The organism is Actinoallomurus spadix (genome assembly GCF_024055725.1).
GTDB lineage: Bacteria > Actinomycetota > Actinomycetes > Streptosporangiales > Streptosporangiaceae > Actinoallomurus > Actinoallomurus spadix.
Genome location: NZ_JAMXMX010000039.1, coordinates 35,958 through 48,475, shown reverse-complemented (window position 1 = coordinate 48,475; position 12,518 = coordinate 35,958). Strand labels below are relative to the sequence as shown.

Annotated in this window: 7 protein-coding genes; 6 read left to right on the top strand and 1 reads right to left on the bottom strand. The window is 71.9% G+C overall.

Annotation, left to right across the window (positions count from 1 at the left end; all coding sequences use genetic code 11):
* The first annotated feature begins 1,184 nt into the window (after positions 1 to 1,184).
* The 5 genes from NE235_RS35005 to NE235_RS34985 all read left to right on the top strand — a co-directional run bounded on the left by NE235_RS35005 (position 1,185) and on the right by NE235_RS34985 (position 6,537).
* Positions 1,185 to 3,002 carry a serine/threonine-protein kinase gene (locus tag NE235_RS35005; protein WP_252810803.1) on the top strand — a complete coding sequence of 606 codons (1,818 nt, stop codon included), beginning with the start codon at positions 1,185 to 1,187 and terminating at the stop codon, positions 3,000 to 3,002.
* 181 nt (positions 3,003 to 3,183) lie between these two features.
* Positions 3,184 to 3,849, top strand: coding sequence for a hypothetical protein (locus tag NE235_RS35000; RefSeq protein ID WP_252810801.1), 666 nt, complete (start codon positions 3,184 to 3,186; stop codon positions 3,847 to 3,849).
* A gap of 140 nt (positions 3,850 to 3,989) precedes the next feature.
* Complete coding sequence (locus tag NE235_RS34995; protein ID WP_252810799.1) at positions 3,990 to 4,577, top strand: hypothetical protein; 588 nt, start codon at positions 3,990 to 3,992, stop codon at positions 4,575 to 4,577.
* 239 nt (positions 4,578 to 4,816) lie between these two features.
* Entirely contained in the window at positions 4,817 to 5,800 is a 984-nt protein-coding gene (locus NE235_RS34990; RefSeq protein WP_252810797.1) for a GNAT family N-acetyltransferase, read from the top strand.
* Positions 5,801 to 5,862: 62 nt separating this feature from the next.
* Positions 5,863 to 6,537, top strand: a complete 675-nt coding sequence (locus NE235_RS34985) for a lysophospholipid acyltransferase family protein (RefSeq protein ID WP_252810795.1) — start codon at positions 5,863 to 5,865, stop codon at positions 6,535 to 6,537.
* A gap of 76 nt (positions 6,538 to 6,613) precedes the next feature.
* On the opposite strand, the gene NE235_RS38515 is transcribed toward NE235_RS34985, so the two are convergent.
* Positions 6,614 to 9,115, bottom strand: a complete 2,502-nt coding sequence (locus NE235_RS38515; protein WP_252810794.1) for an ATP-binding SpoIIE family protein phosphatase — start codon at positions 9,113 to 9,115, stop codon at positions 6,614 to 6,616.
* A gap of 243 nt (positions 9,116 to 9,358) precedes the next feature.
* Here NE235_RS38515 and NE235_RS34975 point away from each other — a divergent pair, with 243 nt between their 5' ends.
* Positions 9,359 to 12,487, top strand: coding sequence for a M14 family metallopeptidase (locus tag NE235_RS34975; protein ID WP_252810792.1), 3,129 nt, complete (start codon positions 9,359 to 9,361; stop codon positions 12,485 to 12,487).
* The last annotated feature ends 31 nt before the right edge of the window (positions 12,488 to 12,518 follow it).

Below are 12,518 nucleotides of genomic sequence, written 5' to 3'. Positions count from 1 at the left end.
TCCGGGGAAACGGACCGGGAGCAATCCCGGCACCGCGCCCCGGGCCTACTCAGCGATGGGGGCTCGTCGTCCCCGCACACTCAGGGACATAACGCACCATCTGGGGCAGAGCGGCACCACCAGGGGGCACCTTGTTCCCGTCAGCGGCTACTGAGAGAAGAATCCTCTCGCCTGAGTAGACACCCCTGGAAAACAAGCCGCCACTCCCGGCGCCCGCCAGAACCTTAGCTCGGCGCCGCCGCCGGAGCCTTCGTCGTGGACTGAGGGCGGCCCACCTCAGCCGCGCAATCCCCAGTCATCCAGGCCTGAATAGATTAGTGCGGTGCGGTATCGGGGGACGGCGAAATGCTCGGCCTCACCGGTGTAAAGCGCCACGAGGGAGTCTCCGCCCCGCCACCAGGTGTCGGCCGATCCGGCGACCTCAGGGACCGCGTCGCCAGGGCGACCGATTCCACCCAGCCCTCCACCCTCGCATGAAGGGGCACCCATCGGTCGCCGTGGATCCCCAACTCCCCGTGTGGGCTGATCAAGAAGCTGTAGGGCAGCGCGGTTCGCTGCGGTCCTGCCTCGAACCACCAGCCATCGCCCGGTCCCTTCTCCGGCATGTCCGGGTGCAGGAATCTGTGACCACCGTCGTAGCAGGGCGCCGGGGGGAGGACCAGCCCGCCCCACCGGGTCGAGTAGGCCGCCATCCGGTCGATCTCTGCGGCAGGAACTCCCAGTGCGAGCCAATGTTCCCTGGACTGCTCAACGTACGGCAACTCGACGCGGAGGCCGTGCGCATGGACGAATGACCGAGCTCTACGCGTCAGCCCGTCGGAAATGTCGACGAGGTAGGAATTCACCCTGCGGACGCTATACCAGCCGTCAAAACGCAGGGCGGGCTGCGAACTTCCGGTTTCGGCATCTCTCGGTGGCGAGCCGCTCGGTTCCGCCTCCGCCAGATGACCCAGGTGAAGGTGAAAGCGAAGGAGCGGGATCCGGGACCGGTTATCAGGGCGGTCTTGCGGGGGTTTGACCGGTCGGGTCCTGCAATGAATACTGTCGCTGCGCCGGCTGTACGCGAAGCGATCGAGGTGGCGGTGGGCAGACGAGAGGCGCCGGTTCCGGAAGGACCTCTTCAGGAATTCGCGCTGGGTCTTCGCGAATTGCGGGCGCGGGCGCCCGGAGCTCCAACATATCGTGTGCTGGCGCGCCGAGCGCATTACGCTCCGTCGGTTCTGTCGGTCGCCGCGGCCGGATATCGCCTGCCGACGTGGGACGTCACCGCCGCCTTCGTGACGGCGTGCGATGGGGATCTCGACGAGTGGCGCGAGCGCTGGACGGCCCTGCACGCCGCGTTGCAGACCGCGCATCCCGAGATGATCACCGATGCCGGTCCGCCCGCGAGCGATCCGGAGACCCCGCGGGACGAGACGGAGGATCCCCGGGCCTCATCGGGGGATTCTCCGCCGACGTCGGCGGGGGATACGGGGACACAGCCGGAGGAGTTGCCGGCGTCGGTGCTGCCGCTGGGGCCTTCGGACCCGGCGAAGGTCGGGCCGTTCCGGCTGCTGGGCCGGCTGGGCGGCGGCGCGATGGGCCAGGTGTACCTGGGTGAGTCCAAGACCGGCCGCCCGGTCACGGTGAAGGTCGTACGGCCCCATCTGGCCGAGGACCCGCATTTCCGGCGCCGGTTCGTGGCGGAGGTCGCCGCCGTGCGGCGGGTGGACAGTCCGTACACCCCGGCGGTCATCGACGCCGCCCCCGACGCGGACCCGCCGTGGATGGCGACCGCGTACATTCCGGGGCCCTCGCTCGGCGAGGTCGTCCGCTTCGAGGGGCCGCTGCCGCCGGCGACGGTGCTGAGGCTGGCGGCGGGCATCGCCGAGGCGCTGGAGCAGATTCACGCCGCCGGGATCCTCCACCGGGATCTCAAGCCGGCGAACGTCCTCATCGAGCCCACCGGCCCCAAGGTCATCGACTTCGGTGTGGCGCAGGCCGACGACGGCACGCGGATGACCCAGACCGGCGCGCACGTGGGCACGATCCCGTTCATGGCCCCGGAGCAGGCCGACGGCCGCCCGGTCACGGCCGCCTCCGACATCTTCGCCCTCGGCTCCGTGCTCGCCTACGCCGCCACCGGAGTGCTGCCCTTCGGCGATGGTACGAACGGTGAGGTGCTGTACCGCATCATCCACACCGACCCTGATCCTGCCGCTCTCGACTGTCACGACGAACGGTTGCGCGGTCTGATCACCCGGTGCCTGGACAAGGATCCCGCGCGCCGTCCGACGCCGGAGCAGATCATCGATACCTGCTCGGGGCAGCGGCTCCGGATGAACTGGCTGCCGGACTCCGTCGACGCCTGGGCCAGGCGTTCCGTCGAGGACATCGGCGCGCTGCTCGGGAGGGCGGCCGGTCGGCGCGCCAGGTCCGTACGGCTCCGGCTGGGTGCCGCCCTGGTCGTCGTCGTGGTCGCGACCGCCGGCGTCACGGCGGCCCTCACCCGCGGGTCCGGGGCGAGCGACCGGAAGGGCGGCGGGCGGCCTTCGCCGGTGGCGTCACCCCGGGCCTGGACGGCGAGTTCAGGCCCGTCCTGCGCCACGGCGGGTGCGGTCGGGATGGACACCAGCGGCTCGTGGACGGCGCTGGCCGGGACCGCGACCGGCTCCTGCGGGAACGCGCTGACCCACCGGACGAGCGACAACGCCGCCGGGGCCAACTGGGTCTTCCACCCCGGGGCCGGCCGGACCTGTGCGTTCCGGATCGACCTCCCGAACTCCACCGCCGTCGACGCGAACGCCGTCACCTACCAGGCGTGGGACACGCTCCCCGGCAAGCACACCGACGAGCACCGGATCGGCGGCAACGTCCGGGCGGACCAGCTCGCCAGTCGCGGCAAGGCGATAACCCTCACGTTCGGGCCGACCAAGAGCGGCCTGATCGACCTGCAGCTGTACGACAACTATGACGACCATCGGACGGAGGTCGCCGGCACGGTGACGGCGACCTGCCGCTGACCCACGCGGCCCGGATAACGCACGGACCTGCGGTTTTGTTCGATTGATCGGGGTTTGATCGGCGGCTTCTCCGCCCCCTGGGGAGAACGCGGGCGAAGGCTCAGGATCGGGTCGACGGCCCGGCCGCCTCACTCGCGGCCGTGCCGGCCCATGCCGGCCCTCCGCGCGGAAGAAGACCCCGATGACGCACGCCCTCGTCTGCCCACGATGCGCCCGGCTCGACCAGGTGCAGAACGCCCAGAGCATCTACGCCGCGCAGAGCGGTGTCACTCACTCCACCGGTGTCGCGGTCGGCGGAGGCATCGGAGCCGGGCCGATGGCCATGGCGGTGACCTCCCATGGGACGCAGACGAGCCATCTGGCGATGCGGCTGGCCCCTCCCCCGCCTCCTCGCCGCCGGTCGGCGTGGAACTGCGGGGTGATCCTGCTCTTGACCGTTCTCCTCGGGATGAGTGCGATCGCCGCGTCCATGGCCTCGGCGAGCACCCGGCCGGGGCAGCCGGACGACCACGTGCGCTACCTGGTGACCTCGGTGGTCTCCGCCGCGCTGGCGGTGGTCGTGTACGCGGTGGCCTTCGTTCAGGGGCGCAGGCTCAAGCGGGGGTACGCGGCGTACGCCGCCGTGTGGCCGGCGATGATGCACACCTGGCAGAACGCCATGGTCTGCCTTCGCTGTCACGGTGCCTTCTTCCCGCCCGGTGTCCTGCACGCCTCGCTCGGGCCCAGCCGGCTCATTCCCCTCGACGCGTTCCACGCCGCCGTCGGCGACATCGGCGCGCGGATGGCGCTCGGCGAACTCGCCGCTCCGGAGCGGAGCATCACGTCCGCGCCGGAGACGGCGGATTAGCCCGGCGGGGGCATACCCGGCGCCGTCCCGATCCCCGCTGCTGACGGTTCGCATCTTTGCGATTACTCTCCGTGCATAGAGCGGGTATGGCGAGGGTACAGACGAGTTGACCATCAGGCCGCTGACCTGGAAGGACGCGCATGCGTCGACTGACCGCCGCCCTCGGGACCACCATGGCCTTCGGGCTCTTCGCCGTCTCCGCCCACGCCGACACCGGGGCCTCGTCCCCGGGCCGGCACGAGATCGCCTCGCTCGCGAGCATCACGCCGGAGCCGTACAAGGCCCAGCTCGCGCCGTCGGGGATGGCCCATCTGACGACGGGGCTCAACCTCCAGCCCACCGCGTCGGGCGCCTGGACGAACTCGAGTCTGCAGGTCACGCTGCCCACGGCCGGCATCTACGCGCTCGACCTGGACGTACGCGGACGGCTGAGCGGCGCGCCCCCGGTCAACGCGTACATCGTCGCCCGGCTCTTCGATGTCACCTCCGGCAGCGTCCTGCCGGACAGCCAGCGTCTCGTCACCCAGATCATCGACGGCAACCGGCACGCGGCCCCGTACGGCGTGAACACCACCGCGCCGATCAGTGAGCGCGTACGGGTCGGCGGGCCGACGACGATCCGGCTGCAGGCGGCCCGGTTCAACGCCGCCGGGGCGACGTCCGCCGCCGACATCCTCTCGGACGCGGCCGGCCGTACGTCGTTCCGATTCGAGCGCCTCTTCCCCTGATCCGGTGGGAGGCTCCGACGGAGGGGTTCCGCCGCGCGCGGTGCCCCTCCCGCCACCGGGACGGTGCGACATTCGAGACAAGAACCGCATCACGGGCGGAGGTGGAATGCCAGGTCGGACGTCTGCGGGACCCGATGCGGCAGCGGGCCCGGGCGGCTGTCCGGAATCAGAGACGTGGTCGGGCCGGGGCGCGTACGGTCCTCTCTTGAGGAGAGCGAGCCAACGATCGAGGAGCGTCCTTGGACAAGGTTCAGCGACTGCGCGACGTCTCCGACGCCGACGTCGCCGCGTGGCACGAGGTCGTCGTGGCGTCGGTCGCGCACGATCTCCCCGGTGAGCCGGCGCCGACGCTCGACCAGGTACACGGCCACCTGGCCACGCCGGGGGCAGGCAGCCGCCACCTGCTGTGGATCGCGAGGGCGGAGGGCGTCGTGACCGGCGTCGCGCGGCTCCGGCTGTTCGAGGGGGCGGGGCGGCGTCACCTCGGGGAGTTCACCCTGCACGTTCATCCCGGGCACCGCCGCCGGGGCGTCGGGACGACCCTGCTGCGGACGGTCGCGCGGGCGGCGCGGGACGAGCAGCGCCGCACCCTCGTGGTGGAGGCGTCCTCGCAGACGTCCGGCGCGTCCTTCCTCGAGGCGAACGGCTTCACCTGCGCCCTTTCCCTCAGCCTGCTGCTGCTCGACGTCGCGGCGGCCCGTGGCGTCGAGGAGATCGTCGGGACCGAGCATCCGGGGTACCGCCTCACCCGCTGGCTCGGCGTGGTCCCGGACGCCCTGGCGGAGACGTTCGCCGAGGCCAAGAGCTCCATGGGCGACATGCCGACCGGCAAGATGGACTTCGGCACGACCACCTGGGACACCGACCGCGTACGGGACATGGCCGAGGTCGTCGAGAAACGCGGCGACACGCTCCTGACGGTGGCCGCGCTGCACGACGACGCGGTCGCGGGCTTCACGGAGCTGGTCATCCCGGTCGGTGACGGCACGCGGGCGATCCAGTACGACACCGCCGTCGTGTCCCCTCACCGCGGGCGGGGGCTCGGGCTGTGGGTCAAGGCGGCGATGCTCGACTGGCTGCGCGCCGAGTGGCCCGCCGTACGAGAGATCGAGACCGACAACGCCGAGGACAACACCCACATGCTCGCGGTCAACGAACGCCTGGGGTTCCGGCCGCTGCGGCAGACCCGGCAGTACCAGTGCGACCCGAGGATGATCCACTAGGCGCCGTTGGCGGCCTCCTGGTCACGGCGGGTCTACAGTGACGGAGAGTCGAGGAGGCACAGTTGCTGTACTGGTTCATGTACCGGGTGGTCCGCCCGCTGCTCCGGATCGTGTTCCGGCCGGTGGTCGTGGGGCTGGAGAACGTCCCTGAGGATGGCGCGGTCATCCTCGCCAGCAACCACCTGTCGTTCGTGGACAGCGTGCTGATCCCCCTCGTCGTGCCCCGCCGGGTCACGTTCATCGCCAAGGCGGAGTACTTCGAGGGCAAGGGCGCCGCGCGGGTGCTCGGCGCGTTCCTGGACGCGATGGGCCACATCCCCGTGCCGCGTACGGAGCAGCGCGCCGCCGTGGCCGCGCTGGACATCGCGCTCGGCGTCCTGAACGACGGCAATGCCTTCGCGATCTACCCGGAGGGCACGCGGTCCGAGGACGGCCGGCTGTACCGCGGCCACACGGGCGTGGGCTGGCTGGCGCTGAACGCCAAGGTCAGCGTGGTTCCGGTGGCGGTCAAGGGCACCGAGAAGATCATGCCGGTCGGGTCGAAGATCCCGATTCCGCGGCTGCACCGGCCCGGGGTGAAGTTCGGCAAGCCGATCGACTACACGGCGTTCGCGGACCTGCCGCCCGCCAAGGGCCGCCGCGCGATGGTGGACGAGATCATGAAGGAGATCCGGACGCTGTCGCGCCAGGAGTACGCCGGCGTGTACAACGAGCGGTCCAAGCAGACGCAGGCCTGACCGCCGCGCCTCCCTGGCCGACCGCCGGGTCTGCGCGCCGCCGGAGAGCCGCCGGGCCGCGCCGCCCCCGAGCGGCCTACAGCGGGTGCTCGAACCACACGACCTTGCCGGTCGGGGTGCGCTGGGTGCCCCAGTGCTCGGCGAGCGCGCTGACGAGCTGCAGGCCCCGGCCGTTCTCGTCGGTGGTCTCGGCCCGGCGCAGGTGCGGCAGGTCGTAGCCGTCGTCGCGGACCTCGCACAGCAGGGCGTTGGCGCGGATCAGGCGGAGCCCGAGGTCGCCCGCGCCGTGCACGATGGCGTTGGTGACCAGCTCGCTGACCAGGAGCTCGACGGTGGGCACGAGGGCGTGCAGGCCCCAGGTCTCCAGGGCCTGGCGGGCGAGGCGGCGGGTCTCGCGGACCACCGCCGGCTCCGCCGTGAGGCTCCAGGCGAAGACGTCCTCCTTCGGGATGCCCTCGAGGCGTACGGCCAGCAGGGCGATGTCGTCGTCGTGCCGGCCCGTCGTGCTGAACCTCTCGATGAGGGTCTCGCAGACGTCCTCCAGCGGCCGGGGCGGGCCGGACAGGAACTCCCGCAGCGCCGTGAGCCCGACGTCGAGGGGCCGGCCACGGCGTTCGACCAGGCCGTCGGTGCACAGGACGAACTGGCTGCCGTCCTCGACGTCGAAGCTCACCGTCTCGAACGCGACGCCGCCCACGCCGATCGGGGCGCCGGGCGGCACCTCGAGCAGCCAGGACTCCCCGGACGGCGTGACGAGCACGGGAGGCAGGTGCCCGGCGTTGGCGATCTCGCAGCGCCGGGCCACCGGGTCGTACACGGCGTAGACGCAGGTCGCGAGGCACTCGTCGCCGAGCCGCCGGGCGAGGTCATCGAGCTGGCGGAGCAGTTGGTCGGGCGGCAGGTCCTGCGGGGCGAGGGTGCGTACGGCGGTGCGGAGCTGGCCCATGATCGCGGCGGAGGTCAGGCCGTGGCCCATGACGTCGCCGACCACGAGGGCGAGCCTGCTGCCGGGCAGCGGGATCGCGTCGAACCAGTCGCCGCCGACGCGTACGGCCTCGTCGGCGGGGACGTAGCGGTAGCAGATCTGCGCGCCGGCGACGTCGGGCGGGGCGCCGGGCAGCATGCTGTGCTGCAGCTGCGCCGCGACGCGCGCCTCGCGGCGGTACAGGCGGCCGTTGTCGACGCACACCGCCGCCCGGCGGCCCAGCTCCTCCGCCACGGCGACCTCGGGCTCGCCGAACGGCGGCCGGTCGCGCCGACGCAGCAGGACGATCGTGCCTAAGATCTTGCCGCGCGCGATGAGCGGCGTGATCAGCAGCGCCCGGCCGCGCAGCAGGGGCCGCAGGTCACGGCCGCCGACGCGGGAGGAGATGCGGCGGCTGACGCGTTCGCCGACGCGGGCGACGTTGATGCTCCGCCCCGTGCTCAAGTCGTCGGCGAGCGGAGTACGGGACGGCATCCGGATCACCTCGCCGAGGGGGACGAGGTCGTCCCAGTGGCCGTCCTCCTCGTCGTAGCGCATGGCGACGCGTACGACGCTGGGCGAGGCGTCGGCCTCCACCGGGGGCAGTTCCTGGTCGGAGACGATCGACTCGAGCAGCTGAACGCCCGCGAAGTCGGCGAACGACGGGACGAGCGCGTCGCACAGGGCTCCGGCGGTCTGCACCGGGTCGAGCGTGTCGGCGAGGCGGGCGCCGACGTGGTTGAGGAAGTCCAGGCGTCCCTGGGCTGCTCGGTGTTCCAGCGCCTCGGCGGACGGCGGATCGTACGGCGCCGCAGCCGTTTCCGGTGGCGCGGTCTCCGGCGGAGCGGCGTTCCTCTCGGGGGCCTCCGGCGGGGCGGAGCCCGTCGAGACGGCCGGTCGCGGGAGGGTCTCCGGCCGGAGGCGGCCGACCCGCGGCGCGGTGTCACGTTGACCGGCGAACGGCAGGCGCACGGTGACGCTGACGTTCACGGCCGGATGGCCGCGGGCGAGGACCTGGTCGGTGATCTGCCCGTGGTCGAGGTCCGGCGGCAGCACCTCCACGAGGCGGCGCCTGAGCAGCGCGGCGTCGACGGTGGACGACTGGACGAGCGTGGGCTCGACGCGGAGGATCCGGACGCCGCTCGTGGCGGTGAGCGGGGTCGGCGGCGGGGGCGCGATGAGGACGTCGCCCAGCGCGAGGCCGTGGCCGTGCTCCTTGATGCGCTGGGCGTCGGCGGCCACGGCCAGCCCGCGGGCGTCGCCCGGCCCGGCCAGCGGATAGACCCACCAGGCGATCTCCCGCACGGCGCCGTCGTCGAGGCGCGCGACCAGGCACACCCCGGTCCAGACGTGGCGCGGTTGCCGGTCGCCGAAGTCGAACGCGGACCGGTTCTCCTGCGGCAGGTTCAGCAGTGTGCGCAGCGGACGGCCGGCCACCGCGTCGTACGGGGCGCCGAAGACGTCCTCGGCGGCGGGGGTCCAGCGCAGGACCCGGCCGGACCCGTCGAGGAGGACGACGGCCATCTGGGTGATCCCGAGCAGGTGGCGGTCCAGCAACCGGGGCGGCACCCCGGCGGCCGAGAGGCGCGCGGCGGGGCGTTGCCGAGTGACCACGGATGATCCCCCTCTCCAGCGAGGATGCAGGCGCACGGCCCCCCGACCCGCGATGCGCTCGACGTTACAACCGCCCACGCGAATGCGCTGCGTTTCGAGGCGATTACGTCGCTCGGCGAGGCCGCCGGCACGTCCGGTGACCACATGAGGCCGTCCGGCTTCGGGCACGTCCCTTTACCCTCCCTTGACCTCGGGGGAGCATTGCGCCACCCCGCATGGGATCTCTGAGCACCCGGAGTCGCCGTGAAAGCCGTGTTGATCTCCGTCCTCGCCGCCTCGGCCCTCGTGGCCGGCCCGCAGTCCGTGCCCGCGGGCGCGTCGCCGCCGCGACCCGGCCCCGTCGCCGACCGCGTCGACCTGTACACCGGCGACATCACCCTCGACCAGGCCCGGGCGCTGCGCGGCGCGGGCCTGGACGCCGAGGACGTCCACGCCGGGAAGATCACCGGTGGCAAGGTCCACGTCGACGTGCTGATGGGCGGCCGGCAGGCGCGGCGTCTGCACGCCCAGGGCCTCGATCTGCGGCTGCAGGTCGTGAACGGCAAGACCGCCGCCCAGCGCGCCACTCCCCTGGCCGCGAAGGGGGACGGTGTGTTCCGGCCCTACAGCGGCCCCGGCAACCTCCGCGAGGAGCTGCTGAACGCCGCGGCGGCGCACCCGGACATCGCGCAGGCCGTCGACATCGGCACTACCGTGCAGGGCAAACCGATCACCGCGATCAAGGTGACGAAGAACGCCCGCTCGCTCCGGCCGGGCCGCCGCCCGGCGGTCGTGTACCAGGGCACCCAGCACGCGCGTGAGTGGATCGCGACGGAGACCGTACGCCGCTTGCTGCACCATTACCTGGACGGTTACGGGAAGAACGCGCAGGTGACGAAGGCCGTCGACACCGACGAGCTGTGGTTCATCCCGGTCGTGAACGTCGACGGGTACGACTACACCTTCACGCCGGGCAACCGGTTCTGGCGCAAGAACCTGCGGGACAACGACGGCGACGGCAAGATCACCTCGAACGACGGCGTCGACCCGAACCGCAACTTCCCCTACAAGTGGGGCTACGACAACGAGGGCTCGTCGGCCACTCCGGCCGACGAGACGTACCGCGGCTCCGGTCCGGCGTCCGAGCCGGAGACGAAGGCGCAGGTCGCCCTCTATCGGAAGATCCGCCCGAAGTTCATGCTGAACTGGCACTCGGCCGCGCAGTTGCTGTTGCACGGCGTCGGCTGGCAGTCCCTCACCCGCAGCCCGGACGACGTGATCCACGAGGCGATCCTCGGGGACGTCGACCACCCGGCGGTGCCCGGCTACACGCCCGAGCTCGGCGCGCAGCTCTACACCACGAACGGTGAGACCGACGGGTACGCCGAGTCCGTGCTCGGCACGCTGACCTACACTCCGGAGCAGAGCACCTGCCTCACGGCCGTGAACAGCGACCCGAACGACGAGTGGACGACCGCCGACTGCGGCGGGAGCACGGCGCAGGTCTTCGGGTTCCCCGACAGCGAGGAGCTGATCCGGGCGGAGTTCGAGAAGAACCTCCCCCTCGCCCTCGACCTCGCCGCCTCCGCCCACGACCCGGCCCACCCGGTCTCCCCCGTCGGCCGTACGGTGCCGGACTTCGCCGTCGACACGTTCCCGGTGGCGTACGGCGCCGACCAGACCGTCGCGTCGGTGATCCGCCGGTCGCTGCCGGGCAAGAGGCTGCGCTACCGGATCAACGGCGGCCCCGCGCGTACAGCCGCCGTGCGCGAGTGGCGGGGCGGTGAGCGGTACGGCCGCGACAGCAGGACCTACTTCGCCGAGTACCGCGGCACGATCCACGGCCTGCGGCCCGGCGACAAGGTGCAGGCCTGGTTCATCGCCGGCGGGAAGGTCAGCGAGCCGTTCACGTTCGCGGTCCGCGACCGGAAGGGCGCCACGGTGCTCGTCCTCGCCGACGAGGACTACACGGGCGTCAACCCCACCTACCCGCCGGGCACGACCGCACCGAAGTACGCGCAGGCGTACGTCGACGCGCTGAAGGCCAACAAGCTCAAGGCCGCGGTGTGGGACATCGACGCCGACGGCGCGCCGCACGACCTCGGCGTGCTGAGCCACTTCAAGGGCGTCGTCTGGTACCTCGGCGACAACCGGCTCACGCAGGACGCCGCCGATGAGTACGTCCCGGTCGGGAGCCAGCGGTTCCCCGACTCGCAGATCGCCGACCGCGAGGTGCGGACGACCCTGTGGATGCGCGACTACCTCAACGAGGGCGGCAAGCTGCTGCACACCGGCGAGACCACCGGCTACTTCGGCCCGCTCGCCGGGGCGAACGGCGGCGGCATCTACTACGGCCTCAAGGGGCATCCCGAGAAGCCGTGCGTCGTCACCACCGCCCTGCGCGACGACTGCGAGCTGCTGGCCGACGACTTCGTGCAGTACTACCTCGGCGGCTACTCCCGCGCGACCCGGGAGAACCCGGCCGGTCTCCGCGGCACCGGCACCCCGCTCACCGGGCTGACCGCCGGCCTCGGCGGCACCGCCAACCCGCTCAACGAAGCCGGGAACTTCGACGTGACCAGCGACAACCTGCCGGTCGCGCAGTTCCCGCAGTTCAAGAGCTGGGCGGCCGGGGAGTACACCGGCACGGGCGGCCCGTTCGACCCGGTCGAGGGCGCCTGGTACGCCGCCGGGGCGCACGCCGACAGCTCGTACATGCGCCTGACCCGCACCATCGATCTGAGCGGCGTCACGGCCGCCGAGCGGCCCAAGCTCGAGGCCCGGCTCTCCTACGACACGGAGGAGGGTTACGACAACGTGATCGTCGAGGCGCACACCGCCGGCGCGGACGACTGGACGACGCTGCCGGACCTCGGCGGCCGGACCGACACCGGGGTGCCGGCGGAGTGCGAGGCCGGGTTCCTGCTCGACCTGCACCCCTGGCTGAAGCACTACCTGACGCCCGGCGACCCGTGCACGGCGACGGGCACCAGCGGCTCGTGGAACCGCTTCACCGGCAACTCCGGCGGCTGGCAGCCGGTCTCGTTCGACCTGTCGGCGTACGCGGGCAAGAAGGTCGAGATCTCGATCGGTTACGTGACGGATCCGGCCACCGGCGGCATCGGGGCGTTCGTCGACGACACCAAGGTCACGACCACCGCCGGAACCCTCGACACCGAAGGCTTCGAGAACGGCCTCGGTCCCTGGTCCACCCCCGGCGCCCCGGCGGGCAGCCCGCCCAACGCCAAGGACTTCCGCAGGGCCCAGGGCTTCGGTGTCGCGGCCGTCGCCACCCCCGACACCCTGATGTTCGGGTTCGGGCTGGAGCAGGTGCCGTCCACGGCCGAGCGCGACGCGATCATCGGTAAGGCGATGAAGCACCTGCTCGGCTGATCCGCCGTCGACGAGCCCACCGCCCCAGGGC

Bases quoted from the DNA above. Each gene is read 5' to 3' on its own strand.
- NE235_RS35000 (WP_252810801.1), top strand. From the start codon at position 3,184: ATGACGCACGCCCTCGTCTGCCCACGATGCGCCCGGCTCGACCAGGTG.
- NE235_RS34995 (WP_252810799.1), top strand. From the start codon at position 3,990: ATGCGTCGACTGACCGCCGCCCTCGGGACCACCATGGCCTTCGGGCTC.